Genomic DNA, 23,115 nt, shown 5'->3' with positions numbered 1-23,115 from the left:
GGCGGCGCGCCGCGCACGTTCGTGGGGCCGTTCTTCTCCGAGAAGGGGCACCCGCTGCTGGATGACGTGCAGCTTTCGGGGGTGCGGTGGACGGCGGGGGACAATCCGCCCGGAAAGCCGCTGGTGAGCGCGGGGGACGCGGTGCTGGTGTCCGAGGAAGTGGATGGCCGGGTTCACGTCAACGTGGACCTGTCGCGTTCGAACGTGCAGCGGGTGTCCGCGTGGCCGGTGCTGCTGAGCAACCTGGTGCGTGAGGCCCGCCGCACGCGGGAGGGTTTTCCTCGGCGTCAGTTGATGTTGGGTGAGCCGCTGCCGGTGGTGACCCTGGCGGGTGCGCGTTACACGCTCGTGGGACCGCGGGGCAGCCGGCCGGTGTTTGGCGCGGGCGAGGTGACGCTGTCGCCCCCCACCGGGCCTGGGGCCTATTCGCTGGAGCGTGACGGCGACGTGGTGGACACGGCGCAGGTGCTGGCGCTGGACGCTCGGGAGTCGGACCTGCGTGCGCGCGGACGCGCGGAGGTGCCGGCACGCGAGGCGGGGGATGACGATGCGGGAGGCCGCGCGCCGGGCCGGGCCCGATGGCCCTTGGTCCTGCTGCTCGCCGCGCTGGTGGCGGACTTCTATCTCACGCGGCGGGAGCCGCCGGGCGCCTCAGGGGCGAGCGCGCCTGGCACTGGGGGCGCGTCATGAACGCGTTATCGGTGCGACGGGACGATTCGATGAAGGCGTGCGAGGTGAGCGCGCGGTGGATGATGGGGCGCCCGGTACCTGTGCTGCTTGGTGCCACCATGGCTTCCAGTCGCTGGAGCCGCGGATGACCTTCTCCCTCCCGCAGGCGTGGGTGCTGTTGCTGCCGCTGGGCCTCTTCCTCTGGAAGTACGGCCGTCGGCCGGGCCCGCCCATGTGGCTGCGCGCCGCGCTGCTGGTGCTCGTCGTCGGCGCGCTCTCGGGCCCCGAGCTGCGGCTGGCTGACGCGGGCAGTGACGTCGTCGTGGTGGTGGATCGCTCCGCGTCCATGCCTCGCGACGTGGACCGCACGGCCCAGGAGCTCGTCACCCTGCTGGAGTCGCAGCGCCGCCCCGGGGACCGCGTGGGTGTCATCACCTTCGGCCGGGACGCGCGCGTCGAGCAGCCCCTGTCCAACCTCGGCGGCTTTGGCGGCTTCACGCGCCCCGTGGACGCGGAGGCCTCCGATTTGTCCGCCGCGTTGGACGCCGCGAGCGCCCTCATCCCCGACGAGCGCGCCGGCCGCGTGCTGGTGCTGTCCGATGGCCGCGCCACGGGCGTGGATGCGCGCGGCGCCGCGCGGCGCCTGGCGGCCCGGGGCCTCGCCGTGGACTGGCGTCACCTCGCCCGTCCCGAGCCGCCGCTCGACGTGGCTGTCGTCTCCGTGGACGTCCCCGCCGCCGTCTCCGAGCGCGAGCCCTTCCAGTTCTCCGCCGTGGTCCATGCCTCCGCCGCCGTCACCGGCACCGTCCGGCTGGAGCGCAATGGCCGCGTGCTCCTCCAGGGGCCCTTCGACTTCCAGCCCGGCCCCAACGTGCTGCCGCTGCGCGACCTGGTCGAGGAGCCCGGACTGGTCCGCTACCAGCTCTCCGTGGCCGCCCCCGGCGACGGCGTGGTGGAGAACGACCGGGGCGTCGCCGTGCTGCGCGTGGAGGGCCCGCCCCGGGTGTTGCTGCTCACGAACCAGTCCCGGGGCACGCTCGCGCAGTCGCTCGCCGCTTCGGGGTTGCAGCTCGACGTGCGCACGCCGTTCCGCCTCACGCTGGATGACCTGGATGGCGTGGGCACCGTGGTGCTGGAGAACGTGGACGCGAACTCGCTCGGCGAGCCGGGCCTCAACGCGCTGGCGGCCTACGTCGAGCAGGCCGGTGGCGGGCTGGTGATGACCGGCGGGCGCAACAGCTTCGGCGAGGGCGGCTTCCGGCGCTCGCCCGTGGAGCCGCTGCTCCCCGTGTCCCTGGAGATGCGCGAGGAGCAGCGCCGCGCGTCCCTGGCGCTGAGCGTGTTGATGGACGCCTCCTGCTCCATGGGGATGACCGTCCCGGACGGGCGGACGAAGATGGAGCTGGCCGCCGAGGGCGTCGTGGCCGCGCTGACGCTGCTCAACCCCAAGGACGAGGTCTCCGTGCACATGGTGGACACGGCGGCCCATGAAATCTTCCCGCTCAGTCCGGTGGAGGCGGGGTTGCCCCTGGACGCCGTCGCGCGTGGCTTCAGCGGTGGCGGCGGCATCTACGTGGGCGAGGCGCTCCGCACCGGCCGCACGGAAATCCTCCGCAGCGAGAAGTCCACGCGCCACGTCCTCCTGTTCTCCGACGCAGCGGACTCCGAGGAGCCCGAGGACTACCAGCGCACGCTGGCCCACTTGCGCGAGCAGGACGTGACGGTGTCCGTCATCGGGCTGGGCGTGCCCTCGGACCCGGACGCGGAGCTGCTCCGGGAGGTGGCCCACCGGGGCGGCGGGCGCGTCTACTTCGCCGAGGACGCGATGAGCCTGCCGCGCATCTTCAGCCAGGAGACGCTCACGGTGGCGCGCGCCACCTTCGTGGACGAGCCCGCGTCGCTGGAAGGCGCGCCGGACCTGCCGCTGCTCGGCAGGCTGTCCGCGCAAGGGCTGCCCCAGGTGGGCGGCTACAACCTCACCTACCTCAAGCCCCGCGCCAACGTGGCGCTGCGCACCCTGGACACGAATGGCGCGCCCATCCTGGCGATGTGGCCGCGAGGCGCGGGGCGCACGGTGGCCTTCACCGCGGAGGTGGACGGGCCGTACACCGGCGAGCTGCGGACGTGGGCCTCCCTGCGCGCGGCCCTGGAGGGGATGGTGCGCTGGACGCTGGCGGGCGCGGCGCCCGTCGGGGACGCGGTGGTGCGCACCGAGCGGCGGGGGCACCTGCTGCGCGTGACGCTGGACCTGCCGCCGGGCGAGGCGCTGCCCGGCGCGGCGCCGACGATGGTGCTCCTGCCTGGCGACGGACGCGCCGCGCCGGTGGAGCGTCCGATGCGGTGGGAGGATGAAGACCGGCTCGTCGCCGAGTACCCGCTGGAGGGCAGCGGGACGTGGCACCCGGTGGTGCGGCTGGGCGCGAAGGTGCTGCGCGCGCCGCCCGTCACGCTGCCCTACGCGCCGGAGTTCGAGCCCGGCTCCGCGAAGGCGGGGCTGGAGCTGCTGCGCGCCATCGCGGCCGTGGGAGGCGGCGTGGAGCGCCTGTCCATGACGGGCCTCTTCATGGAGGCCCCGGAGTCGCTGGGCCGCGTGGCCCTGGCGCCGTGGCTGGTGGCCCTGGCGCTGGCCCTGCTGCTGGCGGAGGTGGCCGTGCGCCGCTTCCTCTCCGCGCCACGGCTGCGTGCGTCGCGGACCCGCGAGCGCTCCGTGTCCGTCCCCGCGGCACCCGGGGCGTCCTCGGCGCCGTCGCACGCCCAGGCAACACGGACGGCCCAGACGTCCGCTCCGCCCACCCACGAGGGCGACGCGGCCGTGACACCAGCGAAGCCGGCCGAGGGGAGCGTGGACTCCGCGCTGGACGCCGCGCGAGCCCGGGCCCGGAGGCGGCTGGACCGTTGAGACGAAGGCGTGGGGAGAGGTGCGGGCCGCCCCGGACAGGAAGGGGCTGGCACAGGTGAGGGCGACTGTCCGCGGTGGGTACGAGTCGCCCCGAACAAGAAGGGGGGATCGGAGATGTGGGGCGACCCGCGCCCTGCGAAACGCACAGGGTGAATGAGTGGATACACGAGCAGTGTATGATTTGCAACACGAACCTAAAATTATCCGTGGGTGGAATGTGGTGCGGTAGCGCACGTCCTGGCCGGGCCGAGGTGTCGGGCACCCGGCAGCGGGCGCGCGTGGCTCCCGCCACTCAACATCCGCGGCGTGCCGGAAGGGCCGTGGGAGCTGCCTCGCGGCGGAGGCTTCGTAAAGAGGGCGCATGAACGTGCTCTCCCGACGCTCGCTCGGCGCGGTGGCGCTGCTGTTCCTGGTGGACTGCGCACACCGCGCGCCCTCGGCCGCGCCGGAGCCCGAGGTCCCATCGCCGACGCTGCGGCCCCCGGACCTGAGCTTCGACGTGCAGCGCTACAGCACCGTCATCGGCTGGCCGGAGGGGACGCAGCCGGTGGCGCCCGACGGCTTCGAGGTGACGCGGTACGCGGACGGCTTCCAGAACCCCCGGTGGATGTACGTGCTGCACAACGGCGACGTGCTGGTGGCCGAGGCCGCCTCCCTGTTCAAGGACGAGGAGGACCGCGCGGAGGCCATCGAGACGGGGAAGGTCCGCTCGCAGAACATCGGCACCAGCGCCAACCGCATCACCCTGCTGCGGGACGCGGATGGAGACGGCCGCCCCGAGGTGCGTGAAGTCTTTTTGGAGGGGCTCAATCAGCCGCTGGGCATGGCGCTCGTGGGCAACCAGCTCTACGTGGCGGTGGGCTCGGCGAGCAACAACGCCGAATACGGCCTGAAGGAAGAGGAGCGCCGGGTCATCCAAGGTGGGTGCGCAGCTCCTGCTCCAGCTTCGCGCGGGGCTGGGCACCCAGCAGTTGCCGCACGACCTTGCCCTCCTTGAAGAGCAGCAGCGCCGGGACGGAGCGGATGCCATAGCGCATGGCGGACTCTGGGTTGTCGTCCACGTCCAGGCTCGTCACCTTCAGCCGTCCCCGGAAATCAGCGGCAATCACGTCGAGCACGGGGGCGAGCGCGCGGCACGGCGGGCACCAGGCGGCCGTGAAGTCCACCAGCACGGGCTCGGGTGACTCCAGCACCTCCCCTTGAAAGTGCGCGTCGTCCAGCGGGATGACGTGGGTCGTCATGGTGTGTCCTCCTGTCGCGGCCGGGCGCGTGGGCCCGGCCTGGGTGTGGACCCAGGTGTAGTGGCCTCGACGGAAACGGACGAGCGCCCGCGAGGGAACGCTGTGTTGCGCGAGGTCCCTTTACCGATTCCGCGTGGACGTGGGCTCGGTGGCGTCATCCCACGGGAGCGCGGCGCCGCGTTCGCTCAGCAGCGACAGGAAGGCGCGCACCTTGGGCGGGAGCTGCCGCCTGCTGGGGTAGACAGCGAAGACGGGGATGCCCGGCGGCGTCTCGGCTTCCAGCACTGGCACGAGCAGCCCGCCGCGCACGTCCTCGGCGACGAGCGAGGCGGGCAGCCGCACCACGCCCAGGCCCGCGCGCGCGGCCGCTTGTCCCGCGCGCACGCTGGGAACGCGCAGGCGTCCCGTCACCGGATGGCTCTTCGCGCCGCGGCCCTCGCCGAAGAACCAGACCTCGTCGGTGCCGGGCGCGGCGAGCACGACGCAGGCATGACCTTGCAGCTCCGCCGCGGTCCGGGGTGTCCCTTGCCTCGCGAGGTAGGCCGGGCTGGCGTAGTAGCCGGTGCGAAGGCGCCCGAGCCTTCGGGCCACCATGGCGGAGTCCGCGAGCGGGCCGGTCCGCAGCGCCAGGTCGTACTCCTCGGAGATGAGGTCCACGTGCGCTTCAGCGAGTGAGACTTCCACGCGGAGCAGGGGATGACGCAACAGCAGCTCCGCGATGAGTGGGGTCAGCAGCTCGCCCAGCAGTGAGAGCGTGGCGATGCGCAGGGTGCCCTGCGGCGTGACGCGCGACTCGCCGAGCGCGCGGTTCACCTCGCGCGCCTCCGCCACCAGCCGCGCGCAGTGGGCGTGGTAGTCGCGGCCCACCTCCGTGAGCCGGAGCCCGCGCGGGTTGCGCTCGATGAGCCGGACGCCCAGCCGCTCCTCCAACGCCGCGAGGCGGCGGCTCACCGTGGACTTGCGCAGCCCCAGCCGCTCCGCCGCGGCGGTGATGCCTCCGGTCGCCACGACTTCGGTGAAGAGGAGCATGTCATCCAGGAGGGGCGGGCTCGCGGGCACCCGGTGAGCCTACCAGGGGCGCTCAGGGCGCCAGATGCAGCTGGACATTAATAATCCGTCAGTCATTTAAAATAAGAAATTCTTGAATAATGTTTCACGCGGCTGGAGCCTCGGCCTCCCCTGGCCGTGTCCGGTGAGCACCGCTCTCCGGGTTCGCGGCCCATCCCCCCGAGGACGCGATGAAGACGCGATTGTGGTTGCTCCTGGTGCCCGCGTTGGTGGCGGCCGGCTGTGGTCCCATCGACGCGGAAGAAGAGCCCGTCATCGACGAGCTGACCGGTCAGGTGCTGCTGGAGGCCACCACGAAGTACGACATGCACCGGCTGCTGGAGGACACCGACATCACCGGGAGCCAGTGGGTGACCACCGCGCAGGTGCAGGCCTTCCTCCAGCAGAACAACTCGTTCCTGGCGAACTACCGGGACCCGGCCTTCAACAACAAGACGGCCGCCGCGCTCATCGTCGAGCGCTCCAAGGCCTTTGGCATCAGCCCGCTGTACATGCTGGCCCGCATCCAGGTGGAGTCCAGCCTCATCCAGAGCGGCAACTCCAACAACCTGGCCAAGGCCACCGGCTGTGGCTGTCCGGACACCAGCGGCTGTGACGCGCAATACGTGGGCTTCGGCAAGCAGATTGACTGCTCCGCCAAGAAGCTGCGCGGCTACCTGACGGACCTGGACGCGGGCCGTCCCACCATCTCCGGCTGGCGCGTGGGCGTGACGAAGTCCACGTCGGACCCGTGCTCGGTGCGGCCCGCCAACAAGGCGACGGCGGCGCTCTACACGTACACGCCCTGGGTGGGCGCGTATGCCCTCCAGTGCGGCCGCACCAACGTGGGCGGCTCGTCGCTGGTGGCCGTCGTCTACCACCGCTACGAGTCGGCCTATGCCTGGGGCTCCGCCTCCGGCTGCTTCTCCGAGACGGCCGGCGCCACCTTGCCGGAGCTCGGCTGCGTGCAGAGCTCGTCGGATGCCATGTGGCGGCAGTGTCAGTCGGGCGCCTTCACCGCGGGCAGCGTGGCCAAGCCCACGAACTGCACCGCGTCCTATGGCTGGTGCTCCTCCGCCACGCTGGGCCGCTCGGTGCCGGTGCGCACCTGCGTGCAGTCCACGGGTGATGGGCAGTGGCACCAGTGCGGCGCCAACAGCGCGTGGCTGAGCGCGCCGAGCGCGCCCATCTCCGGCGCGGGCCCCGCGGGCTCGTGCTTCGCGATGTACGGCCTCTAATCGTCGAAGCGGCGGCTCCCGCCCGGAAGGACGGGAGCCCGCCGTGTCCCAGCGCGCCTCAGTACTGGTTGGTCCAGATGAGGTCCAACCCGCCCGAGCGCGCGTCGCCGTACTGGCCTTCCAGGCTCCAGCGCGTGCCCAACTGGTACTCGAAGCGCACCGCGTTGGCGTTCTCTCCCTGCTGGAGGTTGGCGCCCACGCGGCCGGTGTAGCCGACGTAGATTTTGTCCGTCACGTACGTGCCGACCTCCAGCTTGGTGCCCGCGATGCCGGAGTCCCCCGCCTCGATGGAGACCACGTCCAGGGGCAGCTTCGCCGCCAGGGCCTTGCGGGCCTCGTTGGCCACCAGCGAGCCCACCACGGACGCGGCCTGCGCGCTGGCGTTCATGGAGGCACCGGAGCTGCGCTCCAGCGTGCGCCGGCCTGTCGCCAGCAGCGTGTAGATTTCCGACTCCGGCAGCGGCGGGTCGCTGGTGGGCTTGATGGTGAGTTCACGCCCCTGGCCCCGGATGGTGACGAACACGGTGACCTTGGCGCCGTCGTTGCGGTGCTCGGCGGTGACGTTGATGTACGGCGACATGGCCGGGCCGGTGAAGCGCACCTGGCTGTCGCGCTGGACGTCGAAGCGGCGGCCCAGCACGTCCACGCGTCCACGCAGCACGCGCACCTCACCGAACAGGCGCGCCACGTCCGTGTATTCGACGCGGAAGTCCTCCGACAGCCCCAGCTCCGCGTTGATGTCGGAGCCCTTCACCCAGAGGTTGCGGGGCGCATTCACATTCACCCAGAACACCATGGGCGGCGTGGCCGCTTCGTCCGGGGGCGCGCCTTCCACGGGTGTCCCATCGGGATTCGTCGGGAGCTGCGCCTGGGCCGCCTCCTTGCGCTTCTTGGGGTTCAACGGCTCGCCGTTGCGCACCAGCACCACGTCACCGGGCCGCTCCAGCGCCTGCAGGTCCTTGCGCTTGGCTTCCGGCAGCTCGATGGTGGCCTCGGGGATGGCGACGTTGCGCAGGTTGACCAGGCGCTGGGACAGCGTGCCCTCCACCTTCGCGCGCAGGCTCACCAGCGCCATGAGCTGGTCGTCGACGATGATGGGGAAGTTGCGCATCACCAGCGGCGGCTCGGACGTCCCGGGGCTGGACAGCTCGTACTCATTCCGGGCGTTGAGCACCGCGGTCAGCGGCGAGTTGAGGTGGAGTGCGCCGTTGCCGGCCTTCGCCGACAGCGTCGTGACGGCGATGGCCTCGCGGCTGGCCTTCAGGGCGAGCTGGATGTCGCGGTACTCGCCCAGGCCCATCAGCCCCAGCTTGCCGTCCTTCCACTCCAGGCTGCCGTTGATGCTGGGCGCGCCCAGCGTGCCGGCGACGCTGGCGTCCGCCTGGAGCACGCCGCCGATGCTGCGCAGCATCTCCACCGTGCCGGAGAGGAAGGCCGGGTTGAAGTCTCGCGCCTTGAGTGTGACCTCCACTGGCGCGGTGTCTGTCTGCGGTCCCCGGGTGAGCGCGGGCAGTGACACGTCCAGGCCCAGGCCGCCGTTCACCAGCATGGTGCCGCCGCCCGGCTCGGTGAGCAGCAGGTCGAAGCGGGAGCGGGTGTCCCTGTACGTGTAGTTCAGGCGCACCTGGCCCAGGCCCGTGTTGCCCACGCCCAGGTCCTGCACGCCAGCGGTGAGCTCCAGCTGCGGCGCGTCGAGCGTGCCCCGCGCGCCCAGCTCCATGGCCAGCACGCCCTGGATGCCCGTGGGCCGGCCCCCCTGCGGTGGCGGCGCGCCCTCCGCCACGGGCGACGCCGGGGTGGCCAGGCCGGGGAGCTCCTTCAGCGGCACCGGGCCCACGCGGCCGGTGATGTCGAAGGGGATGTGGCCGTAGACCTCGCGGTCCTGGAGCGCGCCCAGCGGGGCCGCCAGCGTGGCCGTCAGCTGCGCCAGCGGCCCGTCCTGGCGCTGCGCGTTCAGCGTCAGCTTCACGTCCTGGTCGCCGCCCACGACGCTGAGCTGCCCGTTCATGGGCGGCAGCCCGTTCATCGTCACCGCGTGGGCCTGCACGCGCAGCGTCGCCTGGGGCACCAGCACCGAGCCCTCGAAGTCCAGCTCCGCCGTCACGGTGCCGCCCGGCTGCTGCACGCCGCTCATGCCCTGGAGCAGGGTGAGGGGCAGCTGCGTGACGCGGGCCTCCACGCCCAGCGTCGTCGCGAGGAGCTCATCGGGCGTGGGCGGCTTCGCCATCAGCCCGCCCACCGTGAAGGGCGTCCGCAGGGCGACGTACGTCGGGGAGCCCAGGCCCTCCACGTCCAGGCGCGCATCCAACGTCGGGTCCTCGCGGTCGGACACGGCGCGCAGCTGGAAGGCCAGCGGCACGGGCAGCGAGAAGCCCGGCGGCGGCGTCTGGTAGCGCACGTCCTGCCCGCGCAGGGTGAAGTCCAGCAGGGGCTCACGCGCGGGGCCTTCCACGGTCAGCGTGCCCGCCAGCCGGCCGCTGGCGCTCTCGGGCTGGCCCGCGAGCTTCATTGCGCCGGCGAGGTCCAGGTCCTCCAGCTTCACGCGCACGGACATCGCGTCGCGCCGGCGCTTGAGCACGCCCTGCACCGGCACGTCGAACTCGGCGGCGAGCCGCGCCACGGGCAGGCTGGCCGCCAGCGTCCCGATGGCGCGGTCCTTCACGTAGCGCGCCTTCACTTTCGCCTGGAGCCCCTCGTAGCCGCGCGCGCTGCCGTCTTCCAGCCGCAGGTCGGCCTCCGCGTCGGGGCGCGCCATCTTCCCGCTGACGGCGGCGTGGCCCGTCAGCCTGCCGCCCAGGCCCAGCGACTCGGGGATGAGGGACCTGGGCAGCCGCGACAAATCGAACGCGCCCAATTCCACGCGCGCGGTGACACGCTGGCCGCGCATCGCGCCCTGGAGCGACAGCGTCTGCCCCTCCGACGCGAGCCGCAGCGGGGGCGCCACCTCGACGTCGCCTCCGCCGAAGCCCAGGTGCGTGGGCGCCTGGAGCGTCCAGGTGGCCTCCGGCCAGAACAGCGCCAGCTGCTGGATGGCCAGCCCCTGGCCATCGTCGTCCACCTGGCCACCGAGCGTGAGCCCCAGCTCCGCGTCTCCCGCCACGCGCACGCTGGCCTCCAGCGCGCGCTCCCGCGTGGCCAGCGTGACGGCGACGTCGCGCAGGTCCCGCCCGCCCGCCTTCAGCCGGGACACCACCAGCGTGGCGTTGGACGTGAGGGGGTGGCTGACGTCCGGCACCTCCAGCTTCAGGGACACGTCCTGCGCCGCAACGTCGCCGTACCGCAGCGCCGCGAAGCCGCCGTCGACCTTCACCGCGGGCGCGCGCGGCGGGCCCTTCACGGAGAAGTCCAGCGTGCCGTTGCCCGCCATGGGCGCCACCACGCCTGGCATCAGCTTGGACAGCATCCGCGACAGCAGGGCGAGGTTGCCGGCGGTGAGGCCGCCTTCCAGGTTCACCGACTCCGCCGTGCCGTCTCCCCTGGCCTGCAGGGCCACGCCCGGGGCGAGCAGCCGCAGCCGCATCAGCGAATACCGGCCCTCCTTCGCGCTGGCCTCCAGCTCCACCGGACCCAGCGGCTGGCCCAGGTACTCGGACGGGGACACGGTGAGCTTCACCTCGCCTTCCATCGACTCCAGGCTCGTGCCTCCGCCCTTCGCGTCCAGGTCCGCGGCGATGCGCGTCTTGGGGCCCTGCGCCATCAGCTCCGACAGGTCCACGTCGCGCGCCTTCACGGACAGGCCGTCGGTGCGCATCCGCTCCAAGTCCAGGCCGCCCTTCACGGACAGGGAGGCGCTGGCGGCCTTCGCGGTGACGTCCACCTGGGCCGCGTCGCCCTCCAGCCCGGCGGAGCCCTCCGCGGACACCGGCACCAGCAAGGGCCAGGTGGGCACGAAGGCCCGCAGCAGGTCGGGCGGCGCGGACAGGCGCCGCAGCTCCAGCCCTGCCTGGAGCATGCCCTCTGGCGCGCCCGGCGGCGTCTCCGGAGGGAGCTTCGCGCGGCCGCTGGCCTCCAGCGCCAGCCCCGCGGCCTCCAGGTCGACGTCGCCCTCGAACACGCCCTCTTCGCCGCGGGCCTTCAGCGCCAGCCGCACGGGCCCGGGCACGGGGCGGGTGAGGCGCGCGGTGGCCTCCAGGTTCGCGCCCACGCCCTGCGTCGCGGCGGCGTAGCGGGCCGAGCCCCGGGCCTCCAGGTCCTCCAGCCGCACCTGCCGCTCACCGCCTTCGGGCAGCGCCTGCCGGAAGTCGACATAGCCGTCCTCGAGCACCAGCTCGTGCAAGTCCAGCGTCAGCGAGCCGCGGCCCGTGGAGGGCTCCTCGGGGCTGGGCGCGCGGGGCTCCAGCGCGCGCGTCAGGTTCAGCCCGCGCTCGTCCTGGGCCAGATACAGGCGTGGACGCTCGAGGCGCGCGGACAAGAGGTCCACGTGCTGGCGCACCAGCCCCGCCAGCCGCGCGCGCACGTCCACCCGGGCAACCTCCGCCACCAGCTCGCCTTCGGGGTCATACAGCTTCACGTCCTCCAGGATGACGCCGCCCAGGGACAGGTCCAGGCGCCCCAGCTCCAGCCGGCCGGAGAGCTGCTCGTTGGCCAGCGCGAGCCCCTTCTGGACGAGCCAGGCCTCTCCGCGCGACGTCGTGGCGAAGACGAGCACGCCCGCGACGACGAGCACGATGAGGCCCACCAGGCCCAGCAGGCTCCACAGCACGCGGCGGCCCCAGCGCGCGGGCCGGCTCGGGGGGGATTGCGTCAAAACGCCTCTCCAATCGACAGGTGCAGCGCGCACTGCCCGTCCGGAGCGCCCGCGAACGCGCCGCTGGGCGTCGTCGGACCCGTGGGCCTCCACCGGCTTCCAATGCCGAAGCAGCCTCCCGCTTCGGGATAGATGTATCCCGGGGTGGAAACGGGCAATCCCCCGCCGATGTTCAACCGCCGGGCGATGTCCAGCCGGATGGGCCCCACGACGGTCAGGTACCGCAGGCCCATGCCCACGGCGTGGTAGTGCTGGGGGCCGAAGAGCTTGGGCCGGTTCCCATGGGCGAAGTCCTCGATGCCCACCAGGCCCGTGTCATAGAAGGCCGCCACCATCAGGCTCTCCGTGAACTGGTAGCGCATCTCCACCGAGGTCTCGAAGAGGCTGTTGCCCCCCACGGGCACGGTGTCCCACTCCTCGTCCTGGACGACCTCCGGGACGCCGTCGCCGTCCACGTCCGCGGTGCGCTGCAGGGCGGCCAGCGGGGACAGGCGCTGGCCGTTGAAGCCCCGCATGAACGTGCCACCGCCCGAGAAGAAGCGGGTGACGATGGAGCTCTGGCCGCCGCCCGCGGGGTTCAGCGTGCCCGCGCGCACCTTCGCCGCCAGGATGAACCGCTTGTCCTCGCCAAACGAGCGGTAGACGCGCAGGTCGGGCAGCAGGCGGACGTAGTTGAAGTCTCCGAAGAGCGGACCGCCGCCCTTCTGGATGGAGAGGGAGAGGTAGTAGCCGTCGCGCGGCTCGATGACGTCATCGCGCCGGTCCCAGGTGAAGGCCAGCTCCAGGAAGCTGAGCGCCACGTCGCACTGCTCCTGGCCTTCGCCGCAGCCCAGGACGATGGGCGGCACCCGGGAGTCCGCGCTGACACGGCCGCTGAGCCGGTACACCTGGAGGTTGTACGAGGGGAAGATGGAGAAGTCGGGGTGCGGCTGCCAGATGACACCCGTCTGGAGCCTGCCGCCCCAGAAGTCATAGGCCTGCTCCAGGCCCTTCTCCACGCTGAGCGAGTTCTGCGCCCGCAGGTCCCGGAACAGGAAGCGGGGCTGCTCGTATTCGGCGGTGACGTCGAAGACGGGGCCGTTCTTGTTGAAGCTGAGGACGTTGGGGATGAAGGCGTAGCCCAGCCGGCCGCGGACGGTGAAGCGGCGCAGGCCGCCGCCGAAGTTCCGGTGGGTCCACTCGCCCACCGCGCGGACCTCCTGCCGGGCCGCGTCCACGCCCAGGCCGCCGCCCAGCCGCACGGAGCGGAAGGGCGCCTCGCGCACGTCCACCACCACGGGCACCGTGCCGGACTCGCGGTCCGGCGCGCCGCGGTTCACCTTCACCGCGCCGAACACGCCCATGCGGAACACGCGCGCCTGCGCGTTGGCCAGCGCCGTCTCGCTGTACCAGTCCCCCTTCTTCAGCGCGCCCGTCACCTGTTCAATGATGCGGCGCGGAGGCACCTGGGGGTTGGCGTCCGTGGCGACGAAGGTGTTGCCGAAGCGGTAGCGGATGCCGGGCCGGGTGCGCAGCTCCACCACCGCCTGCCGGGTGTCCACGTCCACCCGGACCTCACCGTCGACCTCGGCCTCCGCGTAGGCCAGCTCGCGCAGCCGCTCCTGGACGCGGACCTTGGCTTCCTCCCAGGCCTCTTCCCTGAAGACGTCGCCCTCGTGCAGGGGCAGCCCGTCCAGCACGTACTCGCGGTGCTCCTCGCGCACGTCCTCCGGCAAGGTGTCCAGGCCCGTCACCTGGATTTCGCTGATGCGGGTGGGCTCGCCCTCCTGCACGCTGATGTCGATGGCGACCTTGTCGTCACCGTCCGGGTTCACCTCTGCGTTTGTGACTTTCGCCTGGTAGTAGCCCTGGGCCTGGTAGTACCGCTCGATGCGCCGCAGGTCCGCCTGCCAGGCGTTGGCGTCGAAGTAGCTGGGGCCGCCAAAGGGCCAGAAGCCCCAGAAGGGCGTCTCGGTGGTGAGGATGCGGTCCTTGATGGCGCCCTCGCTCACCTGGTCCGTTCCCTGGATTTCCAGGTGGGTGACCTTGGGCCCCGAGGGGGGCGGCGCGTTCGTGGTGGCGCAGGCCGCGGTGAGCAGCAGGGCGAGCGGAGTGGCAAGGCGGAGGTGTCTGAGCAGGTCGGCGGCCACGGGAGGTTTCATAGCCGGAAGGCTCGCGGCCCCAACACTTCTTCCGTCCAGGATGGCAATGCTTTGTCGCATACCGGGACGTCGGGCGGGACTCCAGTGTCCGGTGTCACGGCGTGGCGCCTCGTGAAGACGTGCAAGCCGCGCCCGGCTGGCCCAAGATGGGAGGTCATGGCCCAGTCCCGGCGAATCAGAAGCCTGGTGTTCTCCGTGCTCGCGGTTTGCGCGTCCTCGTGTGGTGTCTCCGAGGACGAGGCGGTGCGCCCCAAGGAGGGGGAGAGCTTGTCGGACGCGCCCTACTGCGGCTCGTTCGGCTGTGTGAATCCGTACCAGTTCTGCACGGAAATCTTCCTGGAGTTCGGCCGCTCGCCGCCCATCTGCGTCTTCGACAACGTCTGCGAGCGGCTGGAGTGCGCCAACGCCAACCGCACCTGCGCCCTGTTCGACGGCTTCCCGGCCCAGGTGAAGTGCGTCGAACCGTGAGGCCGGCGCCGCCCGGGACTCTGAAGCCCCCGGGCGGACGGTGGCTCAGCGCCGCGCGGACGCGGTGAGCCAGGCCAGCCGCTCGGCGGCCTCGCGCGTGCGCGAATCGGTGAGCAGGTCGCTCACGTTCTGTTCGATTCGATAGGCCCAGTTCGAATCGCTCATGGAGCCGGGCAGGTTGATGCGGTCCCGGGTGCCGAGCACGTCCTGCCAGGGCAGCACGCACAAGTCACTGTTGGCGTTGAGCGCCGAGGCCAGCATGGCCCGGTGCACGTCCGGGGTGAACTCGCGGGTGAGGGCCACGCCGTTGAGCTCCGGCCACGAGCGCGCCGCCGCCTGCCGCTCGGGGTCCCCCGCGCCCTCCCACCACTCGGCCACCGTGTCCGTGTCATGCGTGCCGGTGGTGACCAGGGACACCGCCGGGAACTGGCGCGGGTCGCGGTAATGGTTGTCGTCGCGCTCCCAGCGCATCACCCGGTAGCCGGGCAGCTGGAGCTCCGCGAGGATGTGGCGCACGAAGGGCGGAATCACGCCCAGGTCCTCGGCGACGATGCCGGCGCCCTCGGACAGCAGTCGGAAGGTCTTCTCACCCAGGCGGCGGTGGCTCTCCTCGTCCGGCGGGATGAAGCGCCCGGCGGGCGTCTGCGCGTCGCGAATCCACTGCCGGAAGTACCCCACCGCGTGGTCCACCCGGCGCAAGTCGTAGTAGCTGGCCGCCTTCTTCGCGCGCATCTTCAGCCACGCGAAGTCGTCCCGCTCCATGGCCGCCAGGTCGAAGTAGGGCAGGCCCCAGTCCTGGCCCGTGGCGGAGAAGTCATCCGGAGGCACGCCCAGGCGGGCGTCGCGCCGCAGGATGTCCGGGTGCGCCCACACGTCCGCGCTGTCCTGCCCGATGATGAACGGCTCGTCGCCGCACAGGAGGACGTCCCTGGCGCGGGCCTGCGTCCGCACCTCGTTCCACTGCTGCTCGGCCACCCACTGCAGCCAGGCGTGGTAGCGCACGCGGCGCTCCAGCTCCCGGGACTTCTGGGCCAGGGCCTCTGGGTGGCGGGTGCGCAGCGGCTCCGGCCACTCCCACCACGGGCGGCGGTCCTCCTGCTCGCTGATGGCGGTGAAGAGCGCGTAGCTCTCCAGCCACTCGCCCTGGGCGTCGCGCCACTGGCGGAAGGCCTTCGCCCGCTCGGACTGGGGCGCCCAGTGCTGGGCTTCGAAGACGTCGAAGGCGCGCGCGAAGGCGGCGTCCTTGAGGGGGAAGACCACGTCGTAGCGCACGCGCGGCGCCGCACGCGCCTCGGCCAGCTGGGCGCGCTGCGCGTCGGACAGGGCCGCCTCGCCGCCGGCCGCGGTGAACTCCGGCAGCCGCTGCAGGTCGATGAAGAGCGGATTGAGGCCGAAGGCGGAGCGCGTCGCGTAGGGGCTCGGGTCACCCGGCGCGGTGGGCAGCAGCGGCAGCACCATCAGCATCCGCTGGCGGGCGGCCTGCATCCAGGTGAACAGGCCCTCCAGGGCACCGAAGTCACCGATGCCAAAGTCGCTCTGCGAGCGGAGGGAGAAGAGCGGGAGCAAAAGACCGGAGAGCCGGCCGGGTGTGGACATGGTGCGATGCAATCTGCCCCAGCCCCGCGCCGGTGGGAACTGCCGACGCGCTCCGAAGGTGTCTGGGTTCTTCGCTTTCCGGACGGAAGGGCCGCTAACATCCAGGCGTGAACTGGTTGCCGGAGTCTTTCTACGCCCGCCCCGCGCTGGTGGTCGCCCGGGAGCTGCTCGGCACCTTGCTGGTGGTGGAGGAGGGCGGACAGCGCCGGGTGGGCCGCATCGTGGAGACGGAGGCCTATCTGGGCGAGCACGACCTGGCGTGCCACGCGGCCAAGGGGCTCACCCCTCGCACCGAGGTCATGTTCGGCCCGGCCGGCGTGGCGTACGTCTATCTGATTTATGGCATGCACCACTGTTTCAACGTCGTGACGGATGCCACGGGGGTGGGAGCGGCGGTGCTGGTGCGGGCGGTGGAGCCGGTGGAGGGCCTGCCCCCGGGGACGCGCACGGACGGGCCGGGCCGCCTGTGCAAGGCGCTGGGCCTCACCCGGGCGCACAACCGGCGGGGCCTGTGCACGCCGGCGCTGCACCTGAGACGCGGGACGCCTGTTCCCGAGTCAGCGGTGTCCCGGGGACCGCGGATTGGCGTGGACTATGCCGGGGCGTGGGCCGCCGAACCCTTCCGGTTGTGGGTCCGGGACAGTCAACATGTCAGCAAGGGGCCGTCGCCCGAGGGCCGCAAGCCCGCTTGACGGCGGGCTTCCTGGCTGGTTGGGTGCGTCCCGCCATGTCCGACGAGGCCGTCATGGAAGAGGACCGTCAGCTCCTCTCTCGCGCACAGGATGGGGACGTTTCCGCCTTCGAGGCCCTGGTGGATGCCCACCGGGACAAGGTGTATGGCCTGGCGCTCCGGATGACCCGTTCGGAGGCCGACGCGGCCGAAATCACCCAGGACACCTTCCTGTCCGCCTACCAACACCTGAAGGACTTCCGGGGGGATGCCGCCTTCGGCTCCTGGGTGCACCGCATCGCCGCCAACCATGCGCTCATGCGCCTGCGCCACCGCCGAGTAGCCCAGGCAGCCGAGCAGGAGCTCCAGGGCCCGGAGTTCACCGAGCGGGGCTCCCTGGCGGAGTATCCCCAGTCGGACTGGAGCCGGGACGCCGAGGAGAAGGCCCTGGACGCCGAGCTGGGGGCCGCCATCCAGCAGGCCTCGGACCGCCTGCCCGAGGGATACCGGGAGGTCTTCCTCTTGAAAGACGTGGAGGGCCTCAGTTACGAACAGATTGCAGAGGCAACGGGGGACTCCATCCCCGCCATCAAGAGCCGGTTGCACCGGGCACGGCTCGCGCTCCGTGAAGCCATCGACGCTTTCTACAACCGGGACAGTCGCGAGTTGTGAAACGCGACGAAGCGCTCGGCATCTTTGAGAGGAACGAGGGCGCGCCGCAGCCAGCCGAGGTTCGGATGTACAACTGCAAAGATTCCATCAACCTCCTGCTGCAATTTCTCGACGGAGAGATGTCTCCCGAGGACACGCAGCACCTGCGTGAGCACCTGCGCGGGTGCAGCCCCTGTGTGGATTTCCTGCGCACCTACCGGGCCACGCCCGGGCTGTGCAAGAAGGCGCTGGCGGCGAAGATGCCGAAGGAAGTCTCCGAGAAGCTCACCGAGTTCCTTCGCTCCAAAATCAAGTCCGCCTCGTGAACCTGAAGTCATTGTCGTTGCCGGAGTTGGAGGCCGCGCTCGCGCCGCTCTCCCCGTCGCCCGCCGCCGTCCGCAAGGTGTTCGCGGCCGTCTTCGCCCACGGTGCTCAGTCCGTGGAGGAGGTCGCTTCGGCCCGTCAGGTGCCACGCCGCGTGGGAGACCACCTGCGCGCCCACGCGGAGCTGCCGAAGCTGGCCATCGTCGAGCGCCGCCGCGCGGACGACGGCTTCGTGAAGTACCTCTTCGACTCGCCGCTGGGCGGGCGTATCGAAGCGGTCCGCATCCCCATCTTCGATGAGAAGTACGTCATCTGCGTCTCCAGCCAGGTGGGCTGCGCGCTGGCGTGCGACTTCTGCATGACGGGGAAGTTGGGCTTCAAGAGGAACCTCCAGACGTGGGAGATATTGGACCAGGTGCTCCAGGTCCGGGAGGAAGCGGACCGGCCGGTGCGCGGCGTCGTCTTCATGGGGATGGGGGAGCCGCTCCTCAACTACAAGGAGACGCTGCGGGCCGCGGACATCCTGCGCCACCCGGCGGGGTTCTCCATCGCGGGGGAGGCGATTACCTTCTCCACGGCGGGCCATGTGCCGGCCATCCGCCGCTACGTGCGCGAAGGGCATCCGTACCGGCTGGCCTTCTCCGTGACGAGCGCCATCGCGGAGAAGCGCGCGAAGGTGCTGCCGATTGAGAAGACGCATCCGCTGCCGGAGCTCATCGACGCCATCCGCGAGTACAGCGAGGTGCGGCGCGAGCGGGCGATGATCGCCTACGTCGCCATCAGCGGCTTCAACCTGGGCCGCGAGGACGCCGAGGCGCTGAAGGCCGCCTTCGAGGGCATCCGCATCAAGGTGGACCTCATCGACGTGACGGACCCCACCGGGAAGTACCTGCCGCCCACGCCCGAGGAGCTGAGCGCGTTCCGCGACCACCTCCAGATTCTCAAGTCACCGGTGGCGCGGCGGTACTCCGGTGGCAAGGAGATTGGCGCGGCGTGTGGCACGCTGGCGGCCACACAGTACGGCGGCACGGTGATGCCGCGGCCCGTTGAGCCGCCGCCTTCCACGACGCCGTGACGTGCGCGCGAGGGCTGGGGCCTAGGGCGGGGAGGGTGGACTGCCGCCGCCCTCGTTGTCCCAGCCATCCTCCTGGTGACCCGAGCCGTGCCATTGCCCCGCAGGGGGCGCCTGTCGTGCCAGCGGGCTCTTGCTCCAACTGCCAAAGTCCAGCAACTGGAGGGTCCGGTCCTCCGCCTGGACGCGGTACGCAATCCACTGGTCGCCCAGGAAGATTCGGTGCGCGCCGGGGGAGACGAGCGCGAGCTCGCTCGCATGGGGGCGGCTCATCCTGGACGGGGAGCGGGCGGCGTCGTCGGCAGCCGCGGCGAGCATGTCCAGCCGCTCCTGGATGGGGCGGCGCTCGGAGAGAGGCAGCCTCTGGTAGGCCTCCGTGAGCTCGGGGGCGACAGTGACGCGATAGGACATGGCGAGAGACCTCGGTGAGGGGATGGGCCCGCCATGGGATGTGTTCCGCCCGGAAGGTCCACGTGATTGAAGGGCGCGACTGAAAAATGGTCATGGTGGCCGCGCCCTGCCGTGGCCGGGCTGAGCCCTCGCTCGGAGGCCGGCATTCCTTCAGGTGACAGGCGGTGGGGCGGCGGTTCGCGCCAGGTGCGCGCTCCGGTGATGTTCACCGCGGGCGGGGCGGCGTGGATGCCGCTTTCGTATCGGCGGCGTCCGACTTAAACCCGACGGTGCTCGGCTCGCCGGAGGTCGCACGCGCGGATGGTGGAATTCATCGACCAGCTCATCTCGGCCCTGGGGCCCCTGGGCCTGCTGGTGCTGGGGCTGGCGGCGATGTTGGAGTACGTCGTGCCGCCCTTTCCCGGGGACACCATCACCCTGTTGGGGGGGGTGTACGCAGTGCGTGGCGCGCATCCGTGGGTGCTTGTCTTCCTGGTGGTGACGGTGGGCAGCGTGGTGGGCGCGGCCATCAACTACGCGGTGGGGCACTGGCTGGCGAAGCGCTTCGACGCCCACCCCGAGCGCAGCTTCGTCGGCATCACCCATGCTCGGCTGGCACAGGTTCAAGCGCGCATGCGCGTGAATGGGCCGTGGCTGCTGCTGGTGAATCGTTTCCTGCCAGGCATCCGAGGGCTCATCTTCGTCGCCGCGGGGGCCTCGCGCATGCCGCGCTTCAACGCGCTGGCGCTGGGGGCGGTGTCCGCCATGGCACACACCGGGCTGGTGCTGGGACTGGGCGCGGCGGTGGGTGGCAACCTGGAGCGGCTGACGGCGCTCGTCGCTCGGTACCAGTACGCGGTGGTGGGGCTCGTAGTCATTGGCGCCATCGGCGTGGGCATCCGGATGTTGGCTCGGCGCCGTGCCCCCGCGCCGGGGCCTTGAGTTCGTCTCAGGACGGCGCCTTGGTGTTGCATTGCAGAGGCGCGCGGCCCCGCGCTTGAGTCGCGGGCATGCATCCGCAGGCGCGTTCCTGGAGTCCGTTGTGGGTGGCCTTCATTCTCGCCGTGGCAGGGTGCCAGGCAGGGGACTCCGGGACGGGAGGCTCGCGTCAGGGGTTCCGGCCCCGGGATGCAGTGGTGGACTTCGGCCGTGTGCTGGAGGGGGCTCAGGCTCGCCGCGCGGTGACGGTGCTGGCCACGGGCCGTGCGGGCCTGACGGTGGTGGCCTCCGTGGATGCGCCCTTCGCCGTGGTGACGTCCGAGGTGAGCGTGTCCGGAGGCGGCGCGACCGAAGTGGAGGTTGTCTTCACCGCGGGGCATGGGCTGTCGGAGGGAACGCTGCTGCTGTCAGGCGCGGGGCTGACGGAGTCCGTTCGCCTCACGGGCCTGGGCATTCGTCCCATGCCGTGTCCGGGGCGTCCCTGCTTCGACTCCCGCTTCGACGTGGCGTCCGGGACGTGCGTGGAGACGTCGCTGGAGGAAGGCGCCGCGTGCACGCCGGAGAGCCGCTGTCAGGTGGACGGCCGCTGCCAGGCGAGCGTCTGCGTGGGCCACCCGAGGACGTGTGACGACAACAATCCGTGCACGGTGGATGCGTGCTCACCCACGCGGGGGTGTGTGACGTCTCGGGTGGCGTGTCCCGCGCCGGAGAACCCCTGCAAGGTGGGGTTGTGTGACTTGGAGGAGGGCTGCACGGCGGTGGACGCCGACGACTTCAGCCCTTGCGGCCCGGCGGACTGTCAGACGGCTCGCTTGTGCTTCAGCGGCGCGTGCCGGGAGGTGACGCCCCCCGAGGGCTTCGTCTGCGCGCCCGCTACCGCCTGCCAGGGAGAGGGGACGTGCCAGGGCGGCGTGTGCCAGCGGCCGGGCCCTGTCGAACTCGCGCCGGAGCTCAGCCTGGAACTGGAAGGCGTGCCAGTGGAGGCGGACGGTGGGACGGTGTTGCTCGTCTTGGAGGACTCCCTCTACACCTCCGTGTGTGGCGGGGACGCGGGCTGCCAACTGGTCGCGTATACGCGCTCGGGGCTGCTGCGTTACGCGACGCCTTATCCGGAGGGTGGGGCCCGGACGCTGCTGGCCGCATCGGATGCGGGGGTGGTGGTTCATGCCCCGGAGGGGCTGGAGGCCTATGCGCCGCGTGGCTCCGGGGCGCGCCTCTGGCATGCATCCTGGGCGTCGCTTGGAGTGGGCGAGCCCCCCTCGCCGGGCCGACCCCCTGCGAGCCACGTCGCACTCACGCTAGAGGAGGACGTGCTCGCGTATGTCGCGTGGCGAGCCGCCCCGGATGCCGGCGGCGCGGAGGACGGCGGTACGGCGCCTGAATCCGCGAGGCTCATCTTGCTCTCGGGTCGCGAGGACGCGGGCACGCTGTTGGGTGTGTCGCAGGTCGAAGCCTGGCGAGGGGAGGCGCGGCTGGGGCTCGACGCGCTGGGAACGGCCTGGCTCTACACGACGGATGGGCGGCTGGCGCGGGTGGACCTCGACATCAGCGCGCTCTCGAAGGTGTCGCCAATGGAGCCCGATGAAGGCGGAGGCACGGCGCTGAAGTTGAGCGCGCTGGTGGACGGCGGTGTTCCAGGTGGAGGTGCGTCCCTCGCCATCGCGGGTGGGCGGCTGCTGGTGGGGGCGCGAGCAGTTGTCCCGGTGGATGGCGGTGTGCCCGTCATGCTTTCGGACGGAGACGGCGGAGCCGGCGCGCGAGCGCCCATCGCGGAGCCCGCGCTGCTGCCCTCGACGGGCCAGCCTGGCTACCTCTTCACACGGACGTGTGCGCGCACGGATGGCATTCCCTGCACGGCGCGGGAGGCGCGTGTCGTGCTTCGCGCCGTGAACCCCGAGTCCGGACACGTGGTGTGGGAGGTGGATGCGCTTCCGGATGAGGTCGCGCCGGGCACGGTGTACGAAGCCGCGTTGCTTCAAGGGGGGCTGGTGGGCGTGCTCGCTGACGCCGAGCTGCCGGAAGGCCGCCAGTCCTGGATTCAGTTCTTTGTACGCGGTACCCGAGCCGGCAGCTGCCCGCTGCCCGGCCGTCCGCATGTGGCGGGTGCCGCGTTCCTGGGACAGCACCTGTATGTCGTCCTGAATCGCGACGGTGAGTGGCGACTGGAGTCGTACGGACTGGGACAGGACTTCAAGGCCGAAGAGCGCGGCTGGCCGCAGCGCCATGGTGGAACCGCGCGAACGCGAAGCGAGTCTCCGTGACGCCGACGTCGAGCAGCACCCGCTACGAGGCCTGACATCAAGCCCACGAAGGGGGCTCAACGCCGCTGCGGCGGATTTGACCCACTCTGGAGCCTGAAAGGCCATGCCATCGCGGGGGGATGGCAATGCGCTTCGACGTTCCCCCGGTGCGCGGTGCCGATGTGTGGGGCCCGCTTCCAAACGGCGGGCCGTGTCCGCGCGCCGGGCCGTCGTCGAAGGAGCGTTCATTCCAGTGATGCGTCACCTCAACGCCGTCAGCGCCTTCGACAGCGGAACCGGCTTCCGGTCGCGCCCGAAGCCACGCCGGCCTCAGGGCCAGGAGGTGGCCTGGTGGAAGGAACGTTCATTCCATCGGGAGGTCGCGGCCACGGGGCAGCGGCTTCGTCATCAGGGCCCCGAGGCGGTCCGCGCATCGGGCCATGTGTCAGACCCACCTGTTAGATGGGTCATCGTCGCACGCGCGTGACCGCCAGAGCGGCGGCCGCAGGGGTGGGTGGAAGGGGAGGGGTGATGTACACGTTGCAGGAGCTGCGCACTTCCAGGCTGCCTGACGCGGCGAGGTTGCTGGCACAGCGGGGCCTCGACAACGTCCGGGCCGCGGAACTGGCGCGTGCCACGAGGCTCTCGGTGGGCTCGCTTTACCGTTACTACGGCAGCAAGCAGGGCATCTCGAGGGCAATCCGGAACTTCACCGAGCGCGAGCTGTCCTACACCGGCTTCGTCGCCTACCAGATGGCGGACGGGGACCCGCTGAAGCAGGGT

Annotated in this window: 16 protein-coding genes and 2 pseudogenes; 12 read left to right on the top strand and 6 right to left on the bottom strand. The window is 71.4% G+C overall.

Translation table 11 applies throughout. The annotated features are described in order from the left end of the window. The 3 genes and pseudogenes from HV824_RS01845 to HV824_RS01835 all read left to right on the top strand — a co-directional run. Window positions 1–690, top strand: a pseudogene (locus HV824_RS01845) (hypothetical protein); the annotation flags it as partial. A 124-nt stretch (window positions 691–814) separates the two neighbouring features. Beyond that, window positions 815–3,568, top strand: coding sequence for a VWA domain-containing protein (locus HV824_RS01840; RefSeq protein WP_176422522.1), 2,754 nt, complete (start codon window positions 815–817; stop codon window positions 3,566–3,568). Window positions 3,569–3,929: 361 nt separating this feature from the next. Next, entirely contained in the window at window positions 3,930–4,565 is a 636-nt protein-coding gene (locus HV824_RS01835) for a hypothetical protein (RefSeq protein WP_255207676.1), read from the top strand. Here the strand turns inward: HV824_RS01835 and trxA are convergent. Then, complete coding sequence (gene trxA, locus HV824_RS01830) at window positions 4,480–4,809, bottom strand: thioredoxin (protein WP_176417986.1); 330 nt, start codon at window positions 4,807–4,809, stop codon at window positions 4,480–4,482. The genes HV824_RS01835 and trxA overlap by 86 nt on opposite strands. A gap of 120 nt (window positions 4,810–4,929) precedes the next feature. Next, complete coding sequence (locus HV824_RS01825) at window positions 4,930–5,838, bottom strand: LysR family transcriptional regulator (protein ID WP_176417985.1); 909 nt, start codon at window positions 5,836–5,838, stop codon at window positions 4,930–4,932. A 209-nt stretch (window positions 5,839–6,047) separates the two neighbouring features. Here HV824_RS01825 and HV824_RS01820 point away from each other — a divergent pair, with 209 nt between their 5' ends. Continuing rightward, window positions 6,048–7,094: a hypothetical protein gene (locus tag HV824_RS01820; protein ID WP_163782581.1), complete on the top strand. Its 1,047-nt coding sequence runs from the start codon at window positions 6,048–6,050 to the stop codon at window positions 7,092–7,094. Between the two features lie 58 nt (window positions 7,095–7,152). Here HV824_RS01820 and HV824_RS01815 read toward each other — a convergent pair whose 3' ends face one another. Both HV824_RS01815 and HV824_RS01810 read right to left on the bottom strand, forming a co-directional pair. Then, entirely contained in the window at window positions 7,153–11,841 is a 4,689-nt protein-coding gene (locus tag HV824_RS01815; RefSeq protein WP_176422521.1) for a translocation/assembly module TamB domain-containing protein, read from the bottom strand. After that, a complete protein-coding gene (locus HV824_RS01810; RefSeq protein WP_176422520.1) occupies window positions 11,838–13,982 on the bottom strand; it encodes an outer membrane protein assembly factor in 2,145 nt (714 codons plus the stop codon). The genes HV824_RS01815 and HV824_RS01810 overlap by 4 nt, the downstream gene beginning before the upstream one ends. A gap of 156 nt (window positions 13,983–14,138) precedes the next feature. Here HV824_RS01810 and HV824_RS01805 point away from each other — a divergent pair, with 156 nt between their 5' ends. Then, window positions 14,139–14,450, top strand: a complete 312-nt coding sequence (locus tag HV824_RS01805; RefSeq protein WP_176417982.1) for a hypothetical protein — start codon at window positions 14,139–14,141, stop codon at window positions 14,448–14,450. Between the two features lie 45 nt (window positions 14,451–14,495). Here the strand turns inward: HV824_RS01805 and HV824_RS01800 are convergent, their stop codons facing one another. Then, window positions 14,496–16,046, bottom strand: a complete 1,551-nt coding sequence (locus HV824_RS01800) for a 4-alpha-glucanotransferase (protein WP_176417981.1) — start codon at window positions 16,044–16,046, stop codon at window positions 14,496–14,498. A gap of 107 nt (window positions 16,047–16,153) precedes the next feature. Between HV824_RS01800 and HV824_RS01795 the strand changes: the two genes are divergently transcribed. From HV824_RS01795 to HV824_RS01780, 4 genes are all read left to right on the top strand, one after another. After that, window positions 16,154–16,738 carry a DNA-3-methyladenine glycosylase gene (locus HV824_RS01795; protein ID WP_176422519.1) on the top strand — a complete coding sequence of 195 codons (585 nt, stop codon included), beginning with the start codon at window positions 16,154–16,156 and terminating at the stop codon, window positions 16,736–16,738. A gap of 35 nt (window positions 16,739–16,773) precedes the next feature. After that, entirely contained in the window at window positions 16,774–17,388 is a 615-nt protein-coding gene (locus HV824_RS01790; RefSeq protein ID WP_176417979.1) for an RNA polymerase sigma factor, read from the top strand. 65 nt (window positions 17,389–17,453) lie between these two features. Then, window positions 17,454–17,693 carry an anti-sigma factor gene (locus HV824_RS01785; protein ID WP_090488769.1) on the top strand — a complete coding sequence of 80 codons (240 nt, stop codon included), beginning with the start codon at window positions 17,454–17,456 and terminating at the stop codon, window positions 17,691–17,693. Beyond that, a complete protein-coding gene (locus HV824_RS01780; RefSeq protein ID WP_176422518.1) occupies window positions 17,690–18,766 on the top strand; it encodes a radical SAM protein in 1,077 nt (358 codons plus the stop codon). The genes HV824_RS01785 and HV824_RS01780 overlap by 4 nt, the downstream gene beginning before the upstream one ends. 21 nt (window positions 18,767–18,787) lie before the next feature. On the opposite strand, the gene HV824_RS01775 is transcribed toward HV824_RS01780, so the two are convergent. Next, window positions 18,788–19,174: a hypothetical protein gene (locus HV824_RS01775; protein WP_176422517.1), complete on the bottom strand. Its 387-nt coding sequence runs from the start codon at window positions 19,172–19,174 to the stop codon at window positions 18,788–18,790. A 300-nt stretch (window positions 19,175–19,474) separates the two neighbouring features. On the opposite strand from HV824_RS01775, the gene HV824_RS01770 reads away from it, so the two are divergent. The 3 genes and pseudogenes from HV824_RS01770 to HV824_RS37080 all read left to right on the top strand — a co-directional run. Next, the gene (locus HV824_RS01770) at window positions 19,475–20,095 is read left to right on the top strand and encodes a DedA family protein (protein WP_176422516.1); all 621 of its coding nucleotides are present in this window, start codon (window positions 19,475–19,477) and stop codon (window positions 20,093–20,095) included. A 104-nt stretch (window positions 20,096–20,199) separates the two neighbouring features. Then, the gene (locus tag HV824_RS01765; protein WP_368738005.1) at window positions 20,200–22,353 is read left to right on the top strand and encodes a hypothetical protein; all 2,154 of its coding nucleotides are present in this window, start codon (window positions 20,200–20,202) and stop codon (window positions 22,351–22,353) included. 441 nt (window positions 22,354–22,794) lie between these two features. Then, window positions 22,795–23,019 (top strand): annotated as a pseudogene (locus HV824_RS37080) (helix-turn-helix domain-containing protein); the annotation flags it as partial. Between the last annotated feature and the right edge of the window lie 96 nt (window positions 23,020–23,115).

It is taken from the genome of Myxococcus sp. AM009 (assembly GCF_013372605.1).
Taxonomy (GTDB): domain Bacteria; phylum Myxococcota; class Myxococcia; order Myxococcales; family Myxococcaceae; genus Myxococcus; species Myxococcus vastator.
This window is presented reverse-complemented; position numbering and strand designations above follow the sequence as displayed.

What these genes read in the sequence shown, in the direction of transcription:
- HV824_RS01840 (WP_176422522.1), top strand. Translation starts at nt 815, where the DNA reads ATGACCTTCTCCCTCCCGCAGGCGTGGGTGCTGTTGCTGCCGCTGGGC.
- HV824_RS01835 (WP_255207676.1), top strand. Translation starts at nt 3,930, where the DNA reads ATGAACGTGCTCTCCCGACGCTCGCTCGGCGCGGTGGCGCTGCTGTTC.
- trxA (WP_176417986.1), bottom strand. Translation starts at nt 4,809, where the DNA reads ATGACGACCCACGTCATCCCGCTGGACGACGCGCACTTTCAAGGGGAG.
- HV824_RS01825 (WP_176417985.1), bottom strand. Translation starts at nt 5,838, where the DNA reads ATGCTCCTCTTCACCGAAGTCGTGGCGACCGGAGGCATCACCGCCGCG.
- HV824_RS01820 (WP_163782581.1), top strand. Translation starts at nt 6,048, where the DNA reads ATGAAGACGCGATTGTGGTTGCTCCTGGTGCCCGCGTTGGTGGCGGCC.
- HV824_RS01810 (WP_176422520.1), bottom strand. Translation starts at nt 13,982, where the DNA reads ATGAAACCTCCCGTGGCCGCCGACCTGCTCAGACACCTCCGCCTTGCC.
- HV824_RS01805 (WP_176417982.1), top strand. Translation starts at nt 14,139, where the DNA reads ATGGCCCAGTCCCGGCGAATCAGAAGCCTGGTGTTCTCCGTGCTCGCG.
- HV824_RS01800 (WP_176417981.1), bottom strand. Translation starts at nt 16,046, where the DNA reads ATGTCCACACCCGGCCGGCTCTCCGGTCTTTTGCTCCCGCTCTTCTCC.
- HV824_RS01790 (WP_176417979.1), top strand. Translation starts at nt 16,774, where the DNA reads ATGTCCGACGAGGCCGTCATGGAAGAGGACCGTCAGCTCCTCTCTCGC.
- HV824_RS01785 (WP_090488769.1), top strand. Translation starts at nt 17,454, where the DNA reads ATGTACAACTGCAAAGATTCCATCAACCTCCTGCTGCAATTTCTCGAC.
- HV824_RS01775 (WP_176422517.1), bottom strand. Translation starts at nt 19,174, where the DNA reads ATGTCCTATCGCGTCACTGTCGCCCCCGAGCTCACGGAGGCCTACCAG.
- HV824_RS01770 (WP_176422516.1), top strand. Translation starts at nt 19,475, where the DNA reads ATGGTGGAATTCATCGACCAGCTCATCTCGGCCCTGGGGCCCCTGGGC.